The organism is Sporosarcina sp. FA9 (genome assembly GCF_051550205.1).
Lineage (GTDB): Bacteria > Bacillota > Bacilli > Bacillales_A > Planococcaceae > Sporosarcina.
This window is the reverse complement of the sequence record NZ_CP188819.1, coordinates 221384-245190: the sequence shown is the minus strand read 5'-3', so window position 1 is coordinate 245190 and position 23807 is coordinate 221384. Positions and strand designations below refer to the sequence as shown.

The following is a 23807-nucleotide window of genomic DNA, read 5'->3' as shown; positions in this document are numbered from 1 at the left end:
TCACCCCTTCCCACTCCTTCTTACTCATTAGACAGCCGAGACTCGAAAAAGTTCATTTGAAAATTAAAAAACGTAGAACTCATGCAAATTATTCGAATGAGTTCTACGCTTATTTTATTAGACATGTTTGACTTACAATGAAATACATTTCCAACTCTTCAAACAGTAGTTAAATATTACACACAATAAACTTTTTTATTGTGCAGTTCAAGACAATTTAAATTCCCACCATATACTGCTCCGCCATCAATTCCAATTAAATTATTCTTGCCAAAATAAACGCTATGATCCTCTATTCCATGGAGTAATGTTGTACGGGTATGACCAAAAACAACGGTCTTTTCACCTGTATACCCATTATGAAATTCTTCACGAATCCAAACGAGTATAGAAGGCTGCGTTTCGTGTAGAGGAGTTGTAGGGTGAACGCCTGCATGAACAAATATGTATTCATCCGTTTCATAATAGTAATCTAAACTCTTAATAAATGAAACGTGTTTCCTGAATAGTTCACTGTCGGGAATTTCCATAGATTCTATAGATGGGTCGTAACTTTTCAATGTTTGAATTGCCCCGTTTCTTTCCCATCTCTCCCATGCTTCAGGTGAATTATCAGCAGCGGCAACCATCATGTCATCATGATTCCCTCTTAACACGATTGCACCTTCATCTTTTAATTTCATTACCTTATCCAAAACAGCACATGAATCGGGGCCACGATCGACGTAATCTCCTAATAAAATTAATTGATCTGTAACAGGATTGTATTGGGCAACGTTTAAAAGTTGTTCAAACTTTTCGAACTCACCGTGAATATCACTTATTGTTAATATCCTTTTCATTTATCTCTTCTCCTTCATAAACCTTTTTTACTAAGACCAAATAATTCACTTTACGCAATTATCAAATAAGGTAATTTAACAAAAAAATGTTTCGGAAAAGTTCCGAAACACTCGTATCTTACATATGGAGACTATCGGGATCGAACCGACGACCTCTTCACTGCCAGCGAAGCGCTCTCCCAGCTGAGCTAAGCCCCCAGGATAAATCTGGTGTTAATAATTACTTTTCAAAGTCCTTCTGTGATAAATCAATGTATTAATTCTGTAATACTTTTAAGTATATTTTTTTGATGCTGTTTTTTTCTTCGGATTCACAAATATCCTGAAGAGTTCTACGAAAATCATCATTTGAGTATTTAGACAGGTGGAATATTTTGGTGAGAGCATAGGCTGCACTCCAGCGAACCACAGTGCCTTCCTCTCTTGTATTTTCTAATAAACCAGCAATCGCCTCTTCAAGATTTTCAGAATAAAGATGAGCGATATTGCCAATTACTTTAGCAGACTCCCATTTTAGACGAGGTGCTTTAGCACCTATATTATTTTGTGCGAACATGAAAAGCTCCATATTGGCAATCTCAGGTTTTTTATTTGTGGCATATTCGAATGCCTCCATGCAAGTAGCCTTTGCCGGGTCTTTGGCGGTAGAAGCTACTTTAATAATGTCAACAATAGCTAGTTCACCGCTAATAATTGCATCTGCCATAACTTCTGTTTTTTCTTTTGGCTTTAGATCTTTTCTTTTCAACAATACGTCTAGATCCATTTAACATTTCGCTCCTTCCTATAATTCCGAAAAGCAAAAAACCGGCATCTCTGCCATTTCCGTTTAAGAAATTGTCGGACCTTAGCGGAATCGAATCCCTGACCTTCACATTGCCAGCTCGTCTTCCCCGCTGAGCTAAGCCCCCGTTAATTTGGTACAATATAAAGTATAGCAATAAGTGGTTATAAAAACAATAGTCAGGGGGAAGTCGGCATGCAGCACGTTGAAAGAGAAATTACAGCACCCGTTGTACTTTGTGACAGCAAGGGCTTGCTTAATCCAGAAGCAATAGGCTTCGCTCGGCATCCTTTAATCCAAAGTAATTTATCCAAAAACTTCATGAAAAAAAAGAAGTGGAATTACTGGTGTGTGTACGGGGAAAACCTCATGTTTTCTGCAACAATTAGCCATATTGACTATGCGGCTGTCTGTTTTGTTTATATTCTTGATTATGAAACACAGCGTTTCTTTGAAAAACAAATAACTATTCCAATGGGAAGAAACGTAAAAATGCCTGAAAATGTTCTTGAAAGTATTAAGTTTACAAATGATAATCTCACAGTTCAAATGTTTCATATTCAAGGTGAGACCCATCTTTCCGTAACAATTCCTGATTTTGATAATGAAGTACTTCATGCCGACTTACATATCACTCACCCGCCAAATGATGAGTCTTTGAATGTTGTAATTCCAAAGAGTCGAAATATCTTTCAATTCACAGCCAAACATCACACACTTCCAACATCAGGTTTTGTAAAGATTGGCGATAAAAGATATGATTTTAATCCAGATTATAGTTTTGCGGTTCTCGATTATGGGCGTGGTATTTGGCCACGAAATGCAGAATGGAATTGGGCTATGGCTTCTCAACGACTTGGCGGACGGCGAATCGGACTAAACCTTGGAGGTAAATGGACAGACGGCACCGGTATGACTGAAAATGCAGTGTTCATCAATGGGGCTATGACGAAAATTCATGAGGATGTTATATTCACTTATGATTCATCTAACTTCATGAACCAATGGAAAATACAAACGAAATTTTCGGATACGGTCAATCTAACATTCACACCTTTTTTCGAACGTGTTTCAACGACAAATGTTAAGATTGTTCGAACTGAAGTCCATCAGCTTGTGGGCTATTTTGATGGGGAAATACTATTAGAGAATCACGCTAAGCTAAAGATCAGACAAATGCTCGGTTGTTCTGAAGAACACATCGCAAAATGGTGATTTTTTTGACAGATAATTCTTTTTTGTTTAATTTCCTTGGAAAGAGGTAAAAATGAGAATAGGGAAATTAAATTTGAAAGGCCGTGGAAAACTTGAAAAAGATTATATTCTTAGGATTCGTTTTGTTATTGGGTGCTTTTATTGTCAGCGGTTGTGGTAATTTCGGGAAGAATGCGGATAAATCGAACCGCGAAGAGGCAGTTATTATTCCTGAAAAAGACAAAGTCGGTGGTTCTATGCAAACAGGCAATGGCTATGGTTTCGATAAATTCGATCTTGATATTGAAATCGATGGTAAGGATGCAGTTGATGCCGAATATGATGTATCTAAAAGTAAGATTGAGGCTGAATTCGAGAATAAGCTTGAAAACGTAAAGCTTAAAAATGACGATGCTTTCAATGAGCTTGACAAGCTTTTTGTTGATATTATGATCACAAAAGACACACCTAAACAAGAAGTTATCGATAAAATACTGAAGTATTACGGGATTGATACGTATTCCAAGTTTGATTTGGAAGTAGAATTTGATGATGGAATACTGCTTGATATTGAAGAAGGTCAATAACTTATATTTGATGTAAGTAAAGCTTTTTAAATGTGCACTGAGGCGTCTATCGTGATAGATGCCCCAAGTGCTTTTTAAAATCGTTTTTTTTGGAACCTCGCAACGTTTTCGCCAAACTTCGCAACACTTTACCAAAACCTTGCAACGTTTCCGCAGAACCTCGCAACGTTTCCGAAAAACCTCGCAACGTTTTCACAATACTTCACAACGCTTCACTCAAAACCAGAAAAAGGCTGCAAGGAGATATCATCCTCTTGCAGCTTTCTTCTATATAAAACTTATATTTTCGATTCGAGCAGCATATTGTAAAAAATGCCTTGTTGTTCTATGAGTTCATCTTGGTTCCCCGATTCGATTAGTTGCCCCTGTTCCATTACGTGAACGGTATTTGCTTTTCGAACGGTATTCAGTCTGTGTGCAATGACGAAACTCGTTCGTCCTTCCATAAGGCGATCGAGTGCTTCTTGAATTTCCAGCTCCGTCACCGTGTCGATACTGCTTGTCGCTTCGTCAAGAAGCAGAAGTACAGGATCTGCCACAAGCGCCCTTGCAATGGACAGTAATTGCTTTTGACCTTGTGAAATCTCTTCTCCATCCGCGGTAAGAACTGTGTCATAGCCTTCATCTAGTTTCTCAATAAAATTATGAGCATTCGCCTTTTTAGCCGCTGCAATGACTTCCCCATCAGTCGCGTCTAGTTTTCCATACCGAATGTTTTCGAAAACAGTTGCCTCGAATAGGAATGGATCTTGTAATACAAACGCTGTTTGACTGCGAAGTGTTTTTCTCGGCAACTTATGAATTGGAATACCATCTATTAAAATTTCGCCTTTATTAATCTCATAAAACCGGGCTAGAAGTTGCATAATAGTTGTCTTTCCAGCTCCTGTTGCACCAACAAACGCCGCTGTCTCACCTGCCTTTACATGAAACGAAACATTTTCAATCGTATATCCATCCGTTTCTACCGCATAACCAAAAGATACATTACGGAATTCAACATCGCCTTTCAGCAACATATCCTCATACTCCGTCGCATCATCTTTCTCAATCGGTTCGTCCATAATTCCGAAAACACGCTCCGCCCCAGCAAGCGCAGATAGTACTGTGTTGAATTGATTCGCCAAATCGTTGAGTGGACGTGTAAACTGACGTGCGAGTTCCGTAAAGATAACGATCGTTCCAACCGTTACAACACCGTCACCTCTAAGCGCAAGCAACCCACCTACTCCTGCAACAATTGCAAAACTTGCATTATTTAACGTATTCATCACTTTTGGAATAAAACCCGAATACGTCAGTGCCCAAAAACCTGTCCGACGAAGTCGATCGCTTTTCTCTCTAAACTCTTCCATAACACGTGCTTCCTGGGAAAACGCCTTCACGATACGTTGTCCAGAAATTGTCTCTTCAATCATTCCATTTAGTTCTCCGACTGCAATTTGTTGTTCTTTAAACAGTCTACTTGTGCGACGCGTAATCCACCGCATCGCAATGAACATGAGCGGTATAATACTCATCGTCAATAAAGTTAAGAGTGGACTGAGATATAACATAACCGCTGTCGTTCCAATGAGCGTCAAGACACTTGAAAACACCTGTATAAACGAAGTGTTTAAGGTCTGACTGACGTTTTCAATATCGTTCGTCATCCGACTCATAAGTTCCCCATGCTGTCTTTTATCAAAAAAGGTCACGGGAAGCTTTTGTAGATGAGCGAATAAACTTGTACGTAATCGATAAACAGTCTGCTGAGCAATCCCTACCATCCAATAGTTTTGTAAGTACAGTGCAGAGGATAGTCCAATATAAATTACGATAAGCCAACCGATTTTATTTCCAAGATTGGCAAATTCGCCTTTTATAATATGATTGTCCAAAATATTTCCGACAAGGATTGGACCAAGAAGTGCAAGGACCGAACTGACAAATACTAACGCTAAAACCGTAATTAAAAGTGCTCGTTGTTCGTCCACGAGTAACCAAATTCGGTGTAAAACCGATTTCCAATTTCTTGCACGCTCTGTTTTCTTTTTCGCGGGACCTTTAATATCTTCTTTCGTTAGAATCGGTTCATAACCAAATGGTTTACGAATTATGCGTAACATCGGCCATTACCTCCTCTTCCGACTGCGACTCCGCAATTCTTCTATATAAACTAGACTGCTTCATTAAATCTTGATGTGTCCCGTAACCTACAACAATCCCTTCATCTAATAAAAGGATTTTGTCTGCCCCTCTCGCAGTTTGAATCTTCTGCGTGACGACGAGCATTGTTGCATTTTCTCCTTCCAACGCATCCCATAATGCCGTTTCTGTCTTAATGTCAAGTGCACTTGTACTGTCGTCCAAAATTAGAATCGACGGTTTTCGGACGAGTGCTCTTGCAATTGACAATCGTTGTTTTTGTCCGCCTGATAAATTGACACCTTTTTGTCCCACACGTGTACCATACTTTTTCGGGAATGAATCGATGGATTCGTGAATTTGGGCTTTCTTTGCAGCCTCTTCAAGTTCATCGATATGCACTTCAGTATCCGAGGTGTTTACTGAAGGTGCCCCCCATGATAAGTTTTCTAAAATGGATCCCGTAAATAAAATGGATTGTTGAGGAACTAGACCTATCGTATCTCGCAAATCCTTTAGTGGCCAATCACGGACTTCCATTCCACTGACCAAGATTTCTCCTGACGATGCTTCAAAAATACGTGGAATTAAATTCAGCAATGTAGATTTTCCCGATCCGGTTGCTCCCATAATCGCGAGCTTTTCACCCTGTAATACTTTAAATGATATATTATCCAGAATTGGTTTTTCGCTTCTCGGATAATTAAAAGATACATTTTTAAATTCAAGTTCACCTTCCAAAGGTCTAACTTGTGCTTCTTCCGAATCCTGAATTTCAAGATCTTCATTCGCGAGAAGAACTTCTTCCATCCGTTCTGAAGACGCCTTTGCACGAGAAAATGCCACAATAATAAATGCAAACATTGAAAATGCACCTGTCATCCGCATCGCATAGTTTACAACTGCAACAAGTTCTCCAACTTGTGCGCCGCCATCACGAACCTCAAATGCACCGAACCACAATACAGCCATTAAACTTACGTTCATGACAAGTAGCAATACCGGCAAAATAAGCTCCATTAAACGCATCGCCCTTACCGTATCGCCTCTAAGGTAATTTGCCACTTTGGAGAAGCGACTCGTTTCATATATACCTCGTAAATAAGCTTTTACAAGACGAACCGCTTGTAGGTTTTCTTGGATTACACCATTCACTCGGTCTAAGCGAGTTTGGATCCCCGAAAAGTATCCGACGCCCTTTTTAGCCATTAAGTAAAGAAATACCAATAGGAATGGGGCCCCTATTAATAAAAATAACGCAAGCTTCACATTGACGATTAAAGCCATGATTACGCTTCCGATCACAAGGAGTGGTGCGCGCAACATAATTCGGAGTCCCATAAATAGAACGTTTTGCACCATTGTAACGTCGCTCGTTAAACGTGTAATAAGTCCCGCCGTTGGAAACCGTAAAAATGTGGACATTGTAAATGCTTGAATTTTGCCGAATAACGCTTGACGCAAATCAAAAGCAAATGCTTGTGCGGCATGTGCTGCGAAATAAGAATTGATTATCCCTGATAAAAAAGCTACCAGCGCGAGTCCCATCATCGCACTTCCCCACAGCCATATCACATCTTCGTTTCCTGCAATAATTCCATCATCAATGATTTTCGCAATAAACAAAGGTTGAATGAGCTCTACACTTAACTCTAATAGCATTAGAATTAACGCAATCGCCATTGGCAATTTGTACGCTTTTGCAAAAGAAAATACTGTTTTCATATTAATCCCCCAAAACTATTTCGTCTCACGAATTGTTTATTGATAATCACTATTATGCCACAGCTTTTTGGGTCTGTACACTATTCAAACAGAATTGCCTAAGGTTTCTGAATTAGACATTTTTTTATTGACTTTCATTCGCCATTGGTATATTTACACTTGTTTGGGCACTTATGCAAGGAATAATTTTAACAACAACAACAACAACAACCGCTAACCGTAATGATGCGTTCACTTTCGTTTTAATTCGATTCACCCATCATCACAACTAAAACAGAGGTAGGAAAGAAATGTCATTATTCATACATATGATTCTTATTTTACTATTTTTTCTATCCTTCTTACAGACCAATAAACCTTTCAACTTTCAAATAAATACAAAGTGGACGTACGTTTTAGTTGCACTTCACGCAAAAAGAACCGATACCCCATTACGGGTGACCGGTTCTTTTTCAAGTTTTATCTTTGCTTCCAGCTATAGATAGCCATGTTACACCACCGAGCATAATAAGTGCCCCTGTCAATTGCCACATGCCTAGTATTTGACCAAACCATATAACGGAAATCACCATTGCCGTAAGTGGTTCAAAGCTAGACAAAATACTTGTTTCAATTGGCGTTATGTATTTCATACTGCTAAGGAATAAAATAAATGCAATCGTTCCAATAATGATGACTAGAAATAACATTACTGCCACTGAGCCATTCTCAAAAATTGAACTGTTCTTAATTACATCCATTGGGTTAATGATAAATAGTGTAATTCCACCAATAATCATCGCCCATCCTACGATTACTAGAACACCCCATTCCGCCATCATACGCACGGGATAGAGCGTGTAAAACGAAAACGTAAATCCAAGTGTAAGTCCCCAGAAAAGTGCCATTGGGCTAATTGCAAAATTGGAAATCGAACCATTTGTTAAGAGTAAAAACAAACCAATCAATGTTACAAGCATACCTAGTATTTGAACTTTAGGTGGACTTTTCTTCTGTGCCAATGTTACGAACATAATAATATAAATAGGTGCTAAAAATTGAAAAAGAGTTGCGATTACCGCATTACTCATATCAATTGCGGCTACAAAGGTATATTGTACGCCTAACATACCTACAACTCCAAATATCAGAAGCTGACGAGCCCATACTTTTTGACGCCAAGGTAGCGTAATTTGCTTACCTTGAAATTTCAATAGAACAAGCAGTGAGGTTCCTGCTAGAAGAAGTCGAACGGTTAACATAAACGATACAGACATATCGCTATTCAAAAGTATCCATTCCATCATCGGTCCCGTTGCTCCCCAAAGCATCGCACCAATGACAATCATAGCAATTCCTTTAATACGAATCATCGGTTTTCCTCCTTAAAAAGCATGAAATCATTCATTTTTAACAATAATCTACATTAACATCATATTTTTAATGAACTATCCCTATCTCTCCCTTATAATAGATATATATATTCATTATCCGAAGGGAGTCAATTGAGTGAATTCAGAAAGCGGGCAGTTTAATCCAGAGCTACCAAATTTAATGAAGAATCTGAGCAAATATTATATGGTTGCTCAGACGGATGGCAACGGAGTAATTACTTTCACCAACAAAAAGTTCTTAAAAATTAGTAAGTGGACACCAAAACGCATTCTCGGAAAAACCTTGTGGATAATGTTTCCAGACACTGAAAAAGGTCAAAAACAGGCCCATGAAATATGGAACACTGTAAAGTCAGGAAAAACATGGTACGGTACAACAGAAAAGTTAACACGGTCAAATGATTCCTATTTTGTTCGAATAATTGCGATTCCTAGCCTATCAACAGATGGTGAACTTACGTCAGTAACCTTCCTGCAATTGGATATAACCGAAGATATCTTACTACGTAATCAACTACAAGAAATTGCATTTATCGACCATGAAACAGGTCTTATGAGTCGTCATAAACTTGAAGTCTTGGTTAATGAGTATACTAAGGAACAAAAAAACTTTTCGTTTGTATATATAACAATCGATCACTACTATACATTAAAAGATTTACAAACGCATGGCTCAGAAAAGGAACTTATTAAATCGTTCACAAATCGTTTAAAGCGATTTTTCAAGGGTGAACCGATTGCGCGAATCGGAGTGAGTGAATTTGTTATTCTTAGTGCCTACGGTGATTGGTATGTACAAGGCTTTTTAGACTTCCTCATTCAACAACCAATCTATTTAGACAATAATGCTTTGCAACTCTCAGTAAGTGGCGGGATTATTAAACACCCTACAGATCAAAAGACATATTCACATTTAATGAAAGCAGCACTAGTTGCTACAAAAGAAGTCGTTGATCACGGTGGCGGTAAAATCGCATCTCTTTCCGCCAAGTTGCATAAAAGTCTTAACCGAAAAGCGATTATCGATCGCAAATTGTTAACTGCACTTGACCACAAAAACCTGCAAGTTTATTATCAGCCACAAGTCGATTTGAATTCAGGTAAAGTACGTCTTTATGAGGCACTTGTGAGATGGGAAGATGAGGAACTTGGACAAATTATGCCCGATGAACTTATACCCATCGCCGAAGAGAATGGACTCATTCATAAAATTGGCCTGTATGTTTTGGAAGAGGCAGCAAAAGTTGCGACAATTTTAAATAAAAAAGACAGTTTCGTAAACATAGCCGTCAACTCTTCCGTCCGCGAGTTTAGCAATCGTAATTTAAGCAATGAAATTATTAAAATTCTAAGAAAAACAGGTTGTCCTGCTCAATTGCTTGAACTTGAAATTCAAGAAAACTTTGCGTTTCAAGCTGAAGAAGAAAATTCAATTCTACAACAAATGAACGAACTAAGAGAGCATGGAGTGGAATTCACACTTGATGATTTTGGTACCGGTTTTGCTTCTTTACGTTATATGCAAACGTTACCCATCAACAAAATCAAGATAGATAAAGTCTTTATACAATCCATGTTAACCCACCCCAAAACACAAAAACTTGTTGAGGGAATGATTCAATTTGGAAAGTCAATGGATATATATGTAGTAGCTGAAGGCGTTGAAACAAAAGAGCAACTGGATTTATTAAAAACAATGGGCATCGATGCTGTTCAAGGGTATTATATTGGTGTTCCCGTAACTGCAGACTCAATTCTACATTCAACTTATACTATCTGAGACCATAAAAAAAGACAATAACAAAATGGCCTATTACATAAATAGACCATTTTCCTTTGTCCTTTATTGAATCTGTAATCCACTGATGGGTGCAAAAGTATCGAGCGAATAGTTTTTAATTTCCCTTAACGAGATTGTGTACAACGCATCTTTACTCGAAATGATCCGCTGAATTTCTTTCTCATACTCTCCGTATTGCTCTCCTGGACTTTTTTCTTCCAGAAGATTCCCTTTCAATACAATCCCTTTTTCAGATGTAATTTCGTAGATGAGAGCCCCCATACTTTGAAACTCAATATCCCTAAACTCTCCATCCACCTTCTTTTCTTTATAGATTATAACCGGGAAGCCGAATAAACTTCGCTTCTTATGTTGAAACAATGCTTTATGATCGTATTGAATTGGAGAATATGTCTGACTTTCCCCAATGATTTCAGTGTCCTTCTCTTTCGGATTTGCAAAATCCGTTACATCAAATAAGGAAATCTTCATTCCTTTTGTCGTAATAATCGGTTCCCCGCCTTGCGGATTCTTTTCAGCAACTGTTTCATAACCAAAGCCAATCAAGTGATTTTCATCCAGGGGATGTAGGTAGTTGCTAAAACCAGGTATTTTAAGTTCCCCGAGCACTTTTGGCGCGGTTGGATTTGCCACATCAATAACAAATAAAGGATCCGTCTCTCTAAACGTCACCATATATGCTTTATCCCCCATAAAACGAGCAGAATATATTCGTTCTCCTTTTGCAAGTCCTTCAACAGATCCGGAGACTTTCAGGCTCTCATCTAAAATAAATAAATGATTTTTAGACGTATTATTTTCATCCCACATATTCCCCTCCGTCGTCACAACACGGAAGTAGCCATCATGCTCATCCATCGAAAACTGATTTAAAATACTTCCTTTTAAAGTGGCCGAGCTTTGGAAGGTAACCGTGGTACCATTTAAACTAAATTTAAATAAATCGCTATTTCCAGTACCGGGATTCCACATCATACTGGAATTCGAGTTCTTTCCTGAAGTTACTTGCTCATAGTTTGTTGCTGTCAAATACAAATTGTTTGTAGACATATAAAGCTGTTCACTAGCCCCCAAATACCCTTTTGTTACGACCTTTCCTTCTGCTGGCGACGATAGGTCAATTGCGGTAATTACCGAATACGTTGGTTCTGATGCTCCCGGCAAGATTGATATGTTTTTATAATCCATTATTTGAGACTCTTCGCCTTCATTTGAATCACTTATATATGGAAGGAGCTGCACATCATCCAATGTTTCCATCATCCAAAAGTTCGGTTGCACATTCGTTACAAAGTAAAGAATATCCCCGACTTTACGTGCTCCGTTTAAATAACCTTCAGCCCCAATCTCCCGTATAAGCGATGGTTTTTCAGGCATTGAAACATCATACAAGCGAATTGTTGTCATGCTCTTTCCTGGCATCCTATCCACTGTAGGATCCATCTTTCCAGTCATTGGATAAGATTCAAATCTGCCTCCTAAAATAAGTAGCATATCTTCGTGAAGAAATAGTTCAGAAGGATAAAAGTCTTCTTCCATAGTAATTTCTGATGCAGTTTTCAATTGGTCCGGATTACGAATATCTGTAATCGAAACTTTTCCATTACCAAGTGTTGCGTATATATATTCTCCGTCGGTTTTCACCATATCGGCTTCATCGACACCCTCAACTTGAGTATTTGTAGTTGAGTGATTGTCTGCACTGGATTTATTTGCACCACTGTCACTATCACTTAAGGCCGAATCCTCCCTAGTCTCCATTTCTACTCCATAGCTTTGTATATTCCGCATTGTTAATGCACGTTTGAAGTAGTCTGTCAGTTCCTTAGCGGACGTTACTGATTCAAGGGTTTCATGCATTGTGAACTTTATTTCATTTGATGAAAGCGAACTAAAAGGTTTCCCCTTAAATGCACTTCTTTTAATGTGTAATGTGTACTTTCCTGGTTCAAGACCTTGAATATGAACGATTTGCCTCCCTTTGTCTAGCGTAAGTTCAGCGGTACTCTTTTTCCCGTTACTACTTGTGATATATAAATCTTCTGATTGAATGGCGTTTACATTCAAAGCTTCAGAAAAGTTTACATACAACCCTTGTTTCGTAAGGGCAATCTCTGAGGCCGTCACAGTAATTTTCTCAATCATAAAGGCGAATAAAACGGATACAACCGTTACGAATAGTGCACCCAAAAGCCATATGCCACGTTTTTTCAAATTTAGGACTCCTTCCAAATTTAGGTTTCTATTTCATTAGACTGTTATCAGAAGATTTAGTTACAGTAAATTAAAATTTCCTTGAAAATACGTACTATATTAAGAAGACAAGTACTATATTGAGAATAGAGTTTGAATACTACCTACTCTCTTTTTTGATAGAATTAGAAATTATATTAGAATTGTGTCGTCTTTGTTACAAGGTTAATATAGAATAGACATGAGACTAAATAAGGAGGAAGATACTTTGAAGACAATGACAAGATGGTCAAATACGATTATGGAGCGATATTTACCCGATCCATATATTTTCGTTGCAATTTTAACGTTAGTCGTATTTCTCCTAGGACTTGGTTTAACAGATTCCAGTCCAATGGCAATGGTTACTCATTGGGGTGACGGGTTTTGGGGACTTCTAGCATTTACAATGCAGATGGTAATTGTACTTGTAGCGGGCCATGTTCTAGCGAGTAGCCCGGTATTCAAGAAGTTACTAAGCACGCTTGCGGGAATTGCTAAGACACCGGGACAGGCAATTGTACTTGTTTCCGTCGTTTCATTAATTGCATGTTGGATAAACTGGGGCTTCGGTCTAGTAATCGGTGCACTTTTCGCTAAGGAAATTGCAAAAAAAGTGAAAACTGTCGACTACCGTTTGTTAATCGCAAGTGCATATTCAGGATTTATCATTTGGCACGGCGGGCTTGGTGGATCTATTCCACTTTCAATCGCAACAGCAGATCATCCATTCGCAGGTATTATGGGTGTTGTTCCAACATCAGAAACACTATTTTCAACTTATAATTTAATTATTATCGCCGCACTTATTATTTCAGTTCCAATCTTAAATCGTTTCATGATGCCAAAACCTGAGGATACGGTTGTTGTAGATCCCAAGTTGTTAGTAGATGAAATCGAAGTAGTAGTCGATGAAAAAGTTACACCAGCAAGCAGACTTGAAAACAGTGTGATTCTATCAATGCTCATAGGTGCACTCGGTCTTGCGTATCTCGTTCAACATTTCATAACAAAAGGATTCGATTTGAATCTGAACATTGTAAACTTAATTTTCTTTGTCTTAGGGATTATTTTCCACGGAACACCGAGACGCTTCCTTGCTGCGGTTGCAAATGCAGTAAAAACAGCTGGTGGAATTATTATTCAATTTCCATTTTACGCAGGAATTATGGGCATGATGGTTGCTTCTGGACTCGCGGGCGTAATGTCTGAATGGTTCGTTAGCATTTCAACTGTCGCAACATTCCCAGTCTTCACATTCTACGCTGCAGGACTTGTTAACTTCTTCGTTCCATCAGGTGGAGGTCAATGGGCAGTACAAGCACCTATTATGCTTGAAGCTGCACAAACACTTGGCGTAAGTTATTCTAAGACAGCTATGGCTATCGCGTGGGGTGACGCATGGACAAACATGATCCAACCGTTCTGGGCACTTCCCGCACTTGCAATTGCTGGTCTGCGCGCTAAAGACATTATGGGGTATTGTGTATTCGTTTTATTATTAAGCGGTATCATTATTACAATTGGATTGTACTTCTTTTAAATAAACACTATTTTAAAGGAGTCCCTTGGATAAATACTATCCAAGGGACTCCTTTTTTATTTCGCTTTAAATTTTGTTGTTTTTCCTCATCCAATAACTTGACGATTTTTCTTTGCCTTAATATAAGAAATCAGGCTGCGAATAAATAAGTAAGTTAATAATTGTGCATACGCAAATTACATAATGACACTGACAAATATATTAATTGGCGAAAAGGCTTTTTGCGCTGCCTGTGCCGCAAATAATTGCGATGTATAGACCATATAAGCAAGATGCCAAATGAAGAGAAGTGGATATGTATATTCAATATAAAAAATATCCGATTTCCCGAGTGATACGTAGAGACAACTCAGCATCTTCAGCAATTGAATATGGATCGTATCCACCCGGTGGCTTCACCATAGTTTATTGTAAGTGATTTGGGGAATACTTCGATTACATTCCAACTTTCTAAAGGAGGGTTTTGTTTGTCGAATAATAATTACAATGAAGCCGATAAAAAGGTGGAAGTAAAAAAACAAAATCAACAACCCGGCATTGAAGAAGAAATGGTTCCCGCCCCTATTTATGAAGACCCCGACTATAAGGGATCTGGAAAGCTAAAAGGAAAAAATGCTTTAATCACAGGCGGAGACAGTGGGATTGGTCGCGCTGTAGCTATTGCATTCGCAAAAGAGGGAGCGAATGTCGCAATCGCATATCTAGATGAAAAAGAAGACGTAGACGCGAAAAAAACGGGGCAAATTATTGAAAAAAACGGTGTAAAATTCCTTCGTTTCAGGATTGACATCAGTAAAGAAGATAATTGTAATCAGTTAATTTCAGACGTGGTAGGAAACTTTAGCAGCATTAATATTCTGGTGAATAACGCTGGGAAACAGTTTCCGCAAGACGATATCGCGAACATTACGAGCGCAAAACTGATTGAAACATTCGAGACCAACTTCTTCGGAATGTTTTATTTAACAAAAGCCGCGCTTGCAACGATGACCAAAGGCGATGTCATCATCAACACTTCTTCGGTGACAGCCTATAATGGATCCCCTGGACTTCTGGATTACTCAGCTACAAAAGGCGCGATCACCTCATTTACTCGTTCACTCGCACTCAACTTAACTGATAGAGGTATTCGTGTGAACGCCGTTGCCCCGGGCCCAATTTGGACTCCTCTTATTCCAGCGACATTCGATAAAAAGCAAGTCAAACAGCATGGGTTAGACACCCCAATGCAACGACGTGGCCAACCGGCCGAAAATGCTCCCGCCTATGTATTTCTCGCAACGAATGATTCAAGTTATATGACGGGTCAAACGATTCATGTTGACGGTGGCGATTTTGTAGGCTCATAAAAAAAAACGACTCTCGGCATTGATTGATGCTGAGAGTCGCTTATTCAGTTTATGCTTCCACAAGTTCCTTCGAATGCCTCTTTTTATAAAGCAATGCGAAGTAACCAAATGTGATTGCGAGAGATCCAATAATAAACGTTAGGAGTATCGCATTATTTGTCCAAAGGAATGACGTATCCCCTGTTGAAATCGAAGCTTTAAACGCTTGGACCGAATAAGTCATAGGGAGTAACTTGTTGAATATTTGTAGTGGTGCCGGTATTAACTCAAGAGGAAATGTCCCTGCACTCGTAGTCAATTGTAAAATCAGGACAATGATTGCCATAAAACGTCCTGCATCGCTGAAAAGTGACACGAACATTTGAACAATGGCAATGAATGTGTAGCTTGTAATGATTGCTGTTATGATGAACAACGGCATATTTGCTACTTCCATTCCCAATGCAAATTTAATAACAACAACTGCAATCATAGCTTGTAAGAAACCTACGACTGCAAGTACCGATACCTTACTTAAAAACCATCCAAATGCACCTGTTGGCTTAATTGCAGGTTCAACAAGTGGAAATACGATGGATAATAGAAGAGCACCAACAAACAATCCAAGAGATATGAAGTATGGTGCAAAACCGGTTCCATAGTTAGGCACTTTATTGATGCCCGCATTTTCTACATCAACAGGTGCCGCCGCCATTTCAAAATTTTTCTCTGTTGGATTTATCTCACTAGCAGTATCATTCGCTTCTGCAAGTTTTTCCTGTAATGTTTGTGCACCTTTATTTAATTCTCCGATTCCATCTGCAAGTGTTATAGACCCTTTGGCAAGATCTTGTGATTTCGATGCAAGTGTTCCAGTACCATTTTGAAGTGTATCTGTTCCTTCGGTTAATTCGACAAGACCAGACGCCAATTTGCTGGAGCCATTATTTGCAGATGTCACTCCCTCAGAAAGTGTTGAAAGCCCCTCAGAAAGTGTGGCATTGCCTGTTGCAAGAGCATCTGAACCATCCCGAAGTGCTGTTGAAGAACCATTTAGTTTCTCCAAACCTGCAAGTATCTGACCTTTTGCCGTTGTAAGTTGTTCGGAAGCTCCGTTCAGCTTTTCAGTACCAACTGCAAGTCCATTTGCTCCTGCAGATAAATCGCTCATTCCTGTTGAAAGGCCCGCACTGCCTTTCTCCAATTGATTAAGAGCTTCTCCAATAGCAGCTTTTTGTTCTTCTGGTAAGCCTTCTAGTATTGGAGCAAGCTGCGTAGTTAAGCCCGCCAATCCTGCATGTAGCTCGGATGCCACACCGGACAGTTGCCCCGTAGTCCCACTCAGTTGTTGTGATTTTTCATTCAACGTTTTAACAGATGTATTGAATTCTTTGTCTTTTTCATTAAGTTGGTTATAACTCTCAGTAAGTTTTCCAACCCCATCCGTATATTCAGTAATTCCTGTTTTTAAATTGGATGCACCTGCAGTAGCTTTTTGTGCTCCACTAAGAAGTTCTTTTGAACCTATTGAAAGTGTATCGAGCCCTTTGTTTAGTTCTTGTGCACCACTTGACGCCTCTTTAGCACCATTCGCCAACTTTTGCGATCCATCCGCAAGCATAATTGTACTGCTCGCCAATGTTTCGAGATAACCTTTTAATTCATCAGCACCTGATGCCAACTTACGAGCACCATCCTGTAATTCACCTGCTCCGTCCGCAGCATCGCCAAAACCATCTCCCATTTCAGTAATGGAAGCAAAAAGTTTCTCTACATACGTTGAAGTAACTTGTTCATTTACTTCAGCACGTATACGGTCCATAGCGGTTTCACCAATTTGTGCCGATAAAAAGTTGTACCCTTCATTCGGTTTATACACAATTGTTAGCTTTTCAGGCTCTTTGTCCAAGAGCGTTGTTGCGTGTTCCGAGAAGTTTTCTGGAATCTCGATAACAACATAGTAATCTTGACTTTCCAAGCCTTGGTCTGCCTTATCTTTTGAGACAATTGTAAAGTCAAATTGCTTACTATCAACTAAGTTATTCGCCAAATCCTTTCCTAATGCTAATTGCTCTCCTTCCATTTCAGCACCATTATCTAAATTGACTACCGCGACGGGTAAATCACTCATATTCGCATATGGATTCCAAAACGCCCACAAAAACATTCCCGCGTACAGTACCGGTATAAATAATATTGCAATTAGTGGAATAATCATTTTCCTCGTCTTAAGCAGCTGTTTCCATTCAGCCCATACCATTGATTTTTTCATAAATAAACCCCTTCCAGAACTAATTGACCAATTCCCTCATATGGTCAATCAAAATTATAAAAAAAGTCTCATTTTAGGAGACTTTTAAAAATTGTCCCACTCAATACCTTAACAATTCGTTCCTCTTCAATCTCGTTTTCATGAGTTCTTCCCCAATCGACAACGAGTGCCATATAAGCTTTAAATAATAAATAAGAAACCATTTCTGTGTCACACGGTTTCAACTCACCTTTACGAATTGCTTTGACGATTTTTTCATTGATATACATAATAATTTCTTTTTCAATACCTATTAGAACCTCGCCTACAGCGGGTGTTCGAATTTCTCTTTCTTCATCTATAAGTTTCGCATACAATTGGTGAGTCTCTCGAAATTTCAGCATTTGCATTAATCTCGCATGTGCATTATCTTCAAAAGATGCACCTTCAACCGCTACGGCATCAGCTTTTGCTCTCATTTCAGTGACCATTTTCAACACCACCGCATTGAACAATTCTTCTTTATTCGCAAAAAAAGTATAAATCGTTCCTTTTCCGACATTTGCAATTTTGGCAACCTGGTCCATTGTTGTTGCTTTGTAGCCAAAGAGCGCAAATGATTTCGCGGCTGCCTCTAAGACTTCTTGTCTGCGGTCCATTTCTCCACCTCACTTTACTATTAAAGAAGTGACTGTAAAACCTTTCCGGTCAACTAGTCATTATATTATACCCATTCGTTCGAAATTGCAAGGTTTTTATTTCAAAAAAATCCACAGAAGATATTTCCTTCTGCAGACTTTATTAATTCTTAAGTAGATGGACTTGTAGCGTTATATACTTCTTCAAACGGTTGAACTATTACAAATCCCTCACCAGAAAACTCCATTTGGATGGATTCTCCGCTTCCACGACCTATAAATGTTCTAAAACTAATATCGGTCTTGAATTCAGGAGTTAAATGACCCGACCAAGCTACTGTTGCGTTCGGATCTGTAATTACAGGTTCTCCGGGACGCACAAGAAGTGTTAGTGGTTCATAGTGGGAAGTAATTGCTACTCTACCTTTCCCTTTTAACGTAACATTGAACAATCCACCTGACATCATACCGGCTACTTTTCTCATTAGTTGAATATCCCATTCAATGGTCGGTTCAAAAGCGAGAAGGTCATTGCCATTCACAGTAATCGACTCATTGTTTAGGTCGAAAATGGTGATCTTTTTTCCTTGATCGGCTAAGTATAATCGCCCATTCCCCTGCGCCTTCATGAGTGAAGTCCCTTCGCCAGTTAATGCTTTTTTAAACATTTTTCCAAGGCCATGCTCTAACATTTTTTCACGCTCGAACTTAATTTGCCCTGTATAGGAAATCATTGAACCCGCCTTCGCCCAAACAAGATCCTTTAAATTCACTTCTAATATTCGCGGTGTTTCCAGTTCAAAATAATCATTTTCACGCTCATCTTGCTTCGTTTGCCTAATGAATTCATCAATTGAATAATTCCCCATCTCTACCATTCCCCTTTCAACTATACCTAATGTTTATATACTTACGTTTTGAAGGAGCAGAAGTTTCAATTAATTTCATCTTTTCAATGAATAGTCCAACCAAGCCTGACGTTAGACCAACCAAGCAAGTGGATTGTCCAACCAAATCACCGATAGTACAACCAAACAGGTTAATTCCCTCGTGGTAACACCTATTCTATTGCCCAAAAAACAAAAGAATGCCAAAGAGTGAAAATATCCTCTTCGGCATTCTGAAATGCATCATCCATTTGGTTTTAAAGAATTAAACGAGTGCTTTCGTCGTTCTTTCAGTTTCTTTAATCATAACGCCACGTTTTTTCAATTCTTCGATGTAAAGCGCTCCAGGAATAATTGTTTCTGGTGTGTGCACACCTGGTTTATTGACGATTCCAGAACCAATCATTTGAGCTACGATGGACATCGTGTTTGCAGTTGCACGAGCCATGGCTGTTTCATTTACAGAAAGGTCTTTCTCCGTAATGAGTTCGTACTCATGAGTAATTGGTGAACCGTCTTTTACACCACTAACAATTACACGTAGAAGTACAGCGTCTGATTTATTTCCTAGACGAAGTTGAGGTGATAAGTGCTCACGCATAACGTCCCGTACTTTTACCGTTGTTCCGCCAACCGAAACTTCGTTGTCGCGTGATAACAATCCAAGGTCTACAAGCAATTGGAACTTCTCAGCATGTCCTTTGTAACGAATTGTTTTATATTCAAGCGTGTTCACGTTCGGGAACGATTTAGTTAGTGTAGATGTTCCTCCAGAAGTATGGAACGCTTCGAGTTCACCGTACTTCTCGAAAGTAATCGTTTCAATTTCTGATAACGATGGAACTTCCTTCAATTCTCCGTTACGAATCACATGCGATGAATCGGTGTAGTGATCAAATACGCCTTCTAATGAAAATACAACATTGTAATTTAGTGGTGGTTCAGGTTTCACTGGAATACCACCAACATACAATTTCATTGAATCTACTGTATCTAGTTTACTAGCACCATAGCCTGCCAGAATATTAATCATACCAGGAGCTACTCCAAGGTCCGGAATGAGTGTTACGCCCTTCGCAACGGCTTTGTCAGCTAGTTCAAGTACAGCGTCTGTTGCGCCGCCGATATGTCCACCAAGGTCAATTGAATTTACTCCAATTTCAACTGCCGTTCGTGCAACCTTTTCGTTAAATGTATAGAAAAGTGCATTGACTACAACATCTCCAAGGGACATAACATCCGCCAATTGCTGATCATTTGAAGCATCCAATAAAAGAACTTCCAATTTATCGGACATAAGATCTGCAGCAAAGTCCTCAGCTTGTCTGACGTTTAAATCTGCTAAGTATACCTTTTCAACGTTCTCACCTTTTACAAGATCTCGTGCTGTTTCTTTCCCCATTAGACCTGCTCCAAGAATTACGACTTTCATATCTACATCTCCTCATTTTGTGTTTAAGAATCCCGGTTTTCTATAAGTAATCCAGCACCACTTCGTGCCAGAATAAGTGACTAATTTTTCAGTTTTTAAATGACCAGGTCTACATCATCTCTAGTATACAATCTCACTTGTGCCAACTCTTCTTTGTTTACAGTGGTCGTTACTGCTGCATAACTCATCACCGCAGTTTGTTGCCACGAACGACTGAAAGCTACGTTTAAATTCATTGCATCAAACCTCTTTTCTAAAAGAAATTCTAAAACGGAAATACGCACTTATTATAACACGGTTAATGTAAGCACTTCCACCCTATCTTATTCGACTAATTTCGACAAAACCCTTTTTATTTGAAAGAATTATTAAAAGAATTTCAACAATACAAAAACGAGCCTACCAAGGAATTGGTGGGCTCGTTATCTTCAATCGCTATTTATCTGAAATGTGTTCATATGCTGCGTCATTTTTAGGCGGTATCACCCGTTTTACAAACAAAGTCAAAACAAGTGCTACTGCTGCAACAAGGGTTGACAGGAAAAAGGAAAAGTTAATTCCATCGAGCATTGCTTTAGACTCCAGATCCACCTTGAATAATGCAAGACTGTCTGCTGCTGTCGGAACATTTCCAGATGCCGAAGCTTCCGCGAATAATTTCGTACCCGCTGATTCCATTCGTTTTGTCATTATTGTTAATAAAATCGCTGTACCAATCGCACCGGATACTTGTTGCAATGTATTATTCATCGCAGTACCATGTGGATTTGATTTCATTGGCAGCTGATTCAAACCATTCGTCATAATCGGCATCATGACAAGTGATAACCCAAACATTCGAGCCGTATAAATGAACATTATATAATAATATTCAGATGTTAAATTCAATTTACTTAAATAATAAGTCGTGATTATTGTGATTGAAAGCCCTATAATTGCAAGTCCACGTGCACCGTATTTATCAAACAAACGACCTGTAATTGGTGACATAAGGCCCATCAAGACCGCACCAGGTAGCATAAGAAGCCCAGAATCCAGTGGCGAAATCCCTCGAATCGTCTGTACATAAAGTGGTGTTAAAATCATTGCCGAGAACATTGAAACGGACACAACAATCGAAATCGCTGACGACAACGCAAACATTGGATGTTTGTAAATTCTGAAATCCAACATTGGATCATCCATACGCAATTGACGAATAACGAAGGCTAAAAGCGCAATGCCGCCAATTGCAATTGTTCCATAAACGAGTGGCGAACCCCAGCCCTTATCACCCGCGGAACTAAATCCATACAGTAACCCACCGAACCCGATTGTCGATAATAGTAAAGAAAATATATCTAATGTCATATCACGATTCGGTGTAATATTACGCAATTTGAATATCGCATAGATGAGTACTGAAAGAGAGAATGGCAACACAATAATGAAGAGTGTTCTCCATGTATAATTCTCAATTACCCATCCAGACAATGTCGGACCAATTGCAGGTGCCGTAAACATAACTAAGCCAAAAATCCCCATTGCAGCCCCACGCCGCTCAACTGGAAATGCCGTTAACATTATATTCATAAGAAGCGGCATCATCATAGCCGACCCAGAAGCCTGAATCATTCTTGCTGCTACAAGCAAACTAAATGTGGGAGCAAATATCGCTAATGTTGTCCCAAGCGAAAATAGTATCATCGCTGTTATAAACAATCTTCTATTTGTAAATTTTTGAATGAAAAAAGCACTTGCTGGAATCAAAATCCCGTTTACAAGCATATATCCCGTAGTGAGCCATTGTACCTCGGAAGGCTTCACACTAAATTCATCCATTATTGCAGGTAAAGCAATATTTAACAATGTATTATTCAAAAATGCAACAAATGCACCTACGAACATAATTGCAATCATGCCATAAGGCGGTTTTTCATGCATTTTTCTAATATCCATTTATTTTCCCCCACTCATTGGCTTTACATAAAATTCGCACCAATAATTCGTTACTCTAAATACATTATACTCCTAGTCCAAAGAATGCAACTATGCGAAACTGATAAATATACTTTCATTGATTAGTCAACACTTAGGGGCTATTATATAGGTAGACTGACAGTGTAAGGGTGAATTGTATTGAATGATCGAAAACAGCATGTTTTATTAGTAGCGAAAAATTCCTTTCTAAAAAAAGGGTTTTCAGCAACATCTGTACAAGACATATTGGATGAAGCAAAGATTTCAAAAGGAACTTTTTATAATTACTTTTCCACTAAAAACGAGTGTCTAATGGCTATTTTAGACAACGGACGTGATGAAACTACGATTAGAAGACAAGAATTAATGATTGGACAAAGTAGAGACAACAAGAAATTATTAGCAGAACAAATTTCGATCCGTCTTATGGTAAATCGTGACCACAATCTTTTACCCATTTTCGAAGCGGTTTTTTATTCTGGAGACGCTGATTTAAAAGCTTTCGCGAGGAAACATCATCTTGCTGAGTTGTCCTGGCTAACGAACCGACTAATTGATGTTTACGGGGATGAAGCTGCCCCATTCGCGCTGGAATGTGCAATCTTAATGATGGGTATGATGCAACATATGATCCATGTGTGGGCGGTGGATTCAGATGAAGAGCTCAGTGCTATTAAGCTAGTGGAGTACATTCTCCGTCGGGTCGATTCTATTATGTCCGACATAATAAATACTTCTGACCACTTACTTAATGAACGTATTTTAAGAAAAATCGATACGCGGCACGGTGAATATACGCGAACTAAAATTGAACTACTTCAACGTTTAGAGCGATTCACTGAGGAAATAGATGAGGATGTAAAATCTGGCGGTACACAGTATATCGAGTTCATCTTGAACGAATTACGTTTGGAACAGCCTCGCGTATTTTTACTTGAAACGATTTTACGCTCATTCCGTGAATATTTTGCTGACACTCCAAATGAACGTGAAGTCCATGAAATTACATCGAGTATATGGAGATATTTGGAGGTACTTAAATAAATTAAGTTCTCATGTTTTACACGAATCAAAACCGAGTCAATAATAAAAGGCGATTCTCCA

The 23807-nt window shown here is 38.9% G+C and carries 18 protein-coding genes, 1 tRNA gene and 1 pseudogene; 6 read left to right on the top strand and 14 right to left on the bottom strand.

The window, feature by feature from the left end; genetic code table 11:
• Positions 1-176: 176 nt before the first annotated feature.
• The 3 genes from ACP8HH_RS01220 to ACP8HH_RS01210 all read right to left on the bottom strand — a co-directional run bounded on the left by ACP8HH_RS01220 (position 177) and on the right by ACP8HH_RS01210 (position 1608).
• Complete coding sequence (locus tag ACP8HH_RS01220; RefSeq protein ID WP_438314723.1) at positions 177-842, bottom strand: metallophosphoesterase family protein; 666 nt, start codon at positions 840-842, stop codon at positions 177-179.
• 125 nt (positions 843-967) lie between these two features.
• Positions 968-1040, bottom strand: a tRNA-Ala gene (locus ACP8HH_RS01215).
• 58 nt (positions 1041-1098) lie between these two features.
• Positions 1099-1608, bottom strand: coding sequence for a hypothetical protein (locus ACP8HH_RS01210; RefSeq protein WP_438314720.1), 510 nt, complete (start codon positions 1606-1608; stop codon positions 1099-1101).
• Positions 1609-1821: 213 nt separating this feature from the next.
• Between ACP8HH_RS01210 and ACP8HH_RS01205 the strand changes: the two genes are divergently transcribed.
• Positions 1822-2841, top strand: coding sequence for a DUF2804 domain-containing protein (locus ACP8HH_RS01205; protein WP_438314718.1), 1020 nt, complete (start codon positions 1822-1824; stop codon positions 2839-2841).
• A gap of 92 nt (positions 2842-2933) precedes the next feature.
• Positions 2934-3407, top strand: coding sequence for a YusW family protein (locus ACP8HH_RS01200; RefSeq protein WP_438314715.1), 474 nt, complete (start codon positions 2934-2936; stop codon positions 3405-3407).
• A 278-nt stretch (positions 3408-3685) separates the two neighbouring features.
• On the opposite strand, the gene ACP8HH_RS01195 is transcribed toward ACP8HH_RS01200, so the two are convergent.
• The 3 genes from ACP8HH_RS01195 to ACP8HH_RS01185 all read right to left on the bottom strand — a co-directional run bounded on the left by ACP8HH_RS01195 (position 3686) and on the right by ACP8HH_RS01185 (position 8611).
• Positions 3686-5515 carry an ABC transporter ATP-binding protein gene (locus ACP8HH_RS01195; protein WP_438314712.1) on the bottom strand — a complete coding sequence of 610 codons (1830 nt, stop codon included), beginning with the start codon at positions 5513-5515 and terminating at the stop codon, positions 3686-3688.
• Positions 5496-7259, bottom strand: a complete 1764-nt coding sequence (locus tag ACP8HH_RS01190) for an ABC transporter ATP-binding protein (RefSeq protein WP_438314710.1) — start codon at positions 7257-7259, stop codon at positions 5496-5498. Before ACP8HH_RS01190 ends, ACP8HH_RS01195 begins: the two co-directional genes overlap by 20 nt.
• A 452-nt stretch (positions 7260-7711) precedes the next feature.
• Entirely contained in the window at positions 7712-8611 is a 900-nt protein-coding gene (locus ACP8HH_RS01185; protein WP_438314707.1) for a DMT family transporter, read from the bottom strand.
• A 136-nt stretch (positions 8612-8747) separates the two neighbouring features.
• Here ACP8HH_RS01185 and ACP8HH_RS01180 point away from each other — a divergent pair, with 136 nt between their 5' ends.
• On the top strand, positions 8748-10412 hold the full coding sequence (locus ACP8HH_RS01180; protein ID WP_438314704.1) for an EAL domain-containing protein: 1665 nt from the start codon (positions 8748-8750) through the stop codon (positions 10410-10412).
• Positions 10413-10475: 63 nt separating this feature from the next.
• Here the strand turns inward: ACP8HH_RS01180 and ACP8HH_RS01175 are convergent, their stop codons facing one another.
• Positions 10476-12647 carry a beta-propeller domain-containing protein gene (locus ACP8HH_RS01175; RefSeq protein WP_438314702.1) on the bottom strand — a complete coding sequence of 724 codons (2172 nt, stop codon included), beginning with the start codon at positions 12645-12647 and terminating at the stop codon, positions 10476-10478.
• Positions 12648-12894: 247 nt separating this feature from the next.
• Here ACP8HH_RS01175 and ACP8HH_RS01170 point away from each other — a divergent pair, with 247 nt between their 5' ends.
• Entirely contained in the window at positions 12895-14208 is a 1314-nt protein-coding gene (locus ACP8HH_RS01170) for a short-chain fatty acid transporter (protein ID WP_438314699.1), read from the top strand.
• A gap of 86 nt (positions 14209-14294) precedes the next feature.
• Here ACP8HH_RS01170 and ACP8HH_RS01165 read toward each other — a convergent pair.
• Positions 14295-14531: pseudogene (locus ACP8HH_RS01165) on the bottom strand (glycosyltransferase family 2 protein); the annotation flags it as partial.
• A 144-nt stretch (positions 14532-14675) separates the two neighbouring features.
• Between ACP8HH_RS01165 and ACP8HH_RS01160 the strand changes: the two are divergent.
• Positions 14676-15557, top strand: coding sequence for an SDR family oxidoreductase (locus ACP8HH_RS01160; RefSeq protein ID WP_438314696.1), 882 nt, complete (start codon positions 14676-14678; stop codon positions 15555-15557).
• 49 nt (positions 15558-15606) lie between these two features.
• Here ACP8HH_RS01160 and ACP8HH_RS01155 read toward each other — a convergent pair whose 3' ends face one another.
• The 6 genes from ACP8HH_RS01155 to ACP8HH_RS01130 all read right to left on the bottom strand — a co-directional run bounded on the left by ACP8HH_RS01155 (position 15607) and on the right by ACP8HH_RS01130 (position 22682).
• On the bottom strand, positions 15607-17808 hold the full coding sequence (locus ACP8HH_RS01155; protein ID WP_438314693.1) for a YhgE/Pip family protein: 2202 nt from the start codon (positions 17806-17808) through the stop codon (positions 15607-15609).
• A 68-nt stretch (positions 17809-17876) separates the two neighbouring features.
• Positions 17877-18446: a TetR/AcrR family transcriptional regulator gene (locus ACP8HH_RS01150; protein ID WP_438314691.1), complete on the bottom strand. Its 570-nt coding sequence runs from the start codon at positions 18444-18446 to the stop codon at positions 17877-17879.
• A 149-nt stretch (positions 18447-18595) separates the two neighbouring features.
• Positions 18596-19294 (bottom strand): AIM24 family protein, encoded by a 699-nt coding sequence (locus ACP8HH_RS01145; RefSeq protein WP_438314688.1) that lies wholly within the window; start codon positions 19292-19294, stop codon positions 18596-18598.
• Between the two features lie 283 nt (positions 19295-19577).
• On the bottom strand, positions 19578-20744 hold the full coding sequence (locus tag ACP8HH_RS01140) for a saccharopine dehydrogenase C-terminal domain-containing protein (RefSeq protein WP_438314685.1): 1167 nt from the start codon (positions 20742-20744) through the stop codon (positions 19578-19580).
• Between the two features lie 95 nt (positions 20745-20839).
• Positions 20840-20980 (bottom strand): hypothetical protein, encoded by a 141-nt coding sequence (locus tag ACP8HH_RS01135; RefSeq protein WP_438314682.1) that lies wholly within the window; start codon positions 20978-20980, stop codon positions 20840-20842.
• 199 nt (positions 20981-21179) lie between these two features.
• Positions 21180-22682 carry a DHA2 family efflux MFS transporter permease subunit gene (locus tag ACP8HH_RS01130; protein ID WP_438314679.1) on the bottom strand — a complete coding sequence of 501 codons (1503 nt, stop codon included), beginning with the start codon at positions 22680-22682 and terminating at the stop codon, positions 21180-21182.
• Positions 22683-22862: 180 nt separating this feature from the next.
• Between ACP8HH_RS01130 and ACP8HH_RS01125 the strand changes: the two genes are divergently transcribed.
• The gene (locus ACP8HH_RS01125) at positions 22863-23747 is read left to right on the top strand and encodes a TetR/AcrR family transcriptional regulator (protein WP_438314676.1); all 885 of its coding nucleotides are present in this window, start codon (positions 22863-22865) and stop codon (positions 23745-23747) included.
• Positions 23748-23807: the final 60 nt, after the last annotated feature.

What these genes read in the sequence shown, in the direction of transcription:
- ACP8HH_RS01195 (WP_438314712.1), bottom strand. Translation starts at nt 5,515, where the DNA reads ATGTTACGCATAATTCGTAAACCATTTGGTTATGAACCGATTCTAACG.
- ACP8HH_RS01140 (WP_438314685.1), bottom strand. Translation starts at nt 20,744, where the DNA reads ATGAAAGTCGTAATTCTTGGAGCAGGTCTAATGGGGAAAGAAACAGCA.
- ACP8HH_RS01190 (WP_438314710.1), bottom strand. Translation starts at nt 7,259, where the DNA reads ATGAAAACAGTATTTTCTTTTGCAAAAGCGTACAAATTGCCAATGGCG.
- ACP8HH_RS01135 (WP_438314682.1), bottom strand. Translation starts at nt 20,980, where the DNA reads ATGAATTTAAACGTAGCTTTCAGTCGTTCGTGGCAACAAACTGCGGTG.
- ACP8HH_RS01220 (WP_438314723.1), bottom strand. Translation starts at nt 842, where the DNA reads ATGAAAAGGATATTAACAATAAGTGATATTCACGGTGAGTTCGAAAAG.
- ACP8HH_RS01210 (WP_438314720.1), bottom strand. Translation starts at nt 1,608, where the DNA reads ATGGATCTAGACGTATTGTTGAAAAGAAAAGATCTAAAGCCAAAAGAA.
- ACP8HH_RS01155 (WP_438314693.1), bottom strand. Translation starts at nt 17,808, where the DNA reads ATGAAAAAATCAATGGTATGGGCTGAATGGAAACAGCTGCTTAAGACG.
- ACP8HH_RS01130 (WP_438314679.1), bottom strand. Translation starts at nt 22,682, where the DNA reads ATGGATATTAGAAAAATGCATGAAAAACCGCCTTATGGCATGATTGCA.
- ACP8HH_RS01150 (WP_438314691.1), bottom strand. Translation starts at nt 18,446, where the DNA reads ATGGACCGCAGACAAGAAGTCTTAGAGGCAGCCGCGAAATCATTTGCG.
- ACP8HH_RS01185 (WP_438314707.1), bottom strand. Translation starts at nt 8,611, where the DNA reads ATGATTCGTATTAAAGGAATTGCTATGATTGTCATTGGTGCGATGCTT.
- ACP8HH_RS01205 (WP_438314718.1), top strand. Translation starts at nt 1,822, where the DNA reads ATGCAGCACGTTGAAAGAGAAATTACAGCACCCGTTGTACTTTGTGAC.
- ACP8HH_RS01145 (WP_438314688.1), bottom strand. Translation starts at nt 19,294, where the DNA reads ATGGGGAATTATTCAATTGATGAATTCATTAGGCAAACGAAGCAAGAT.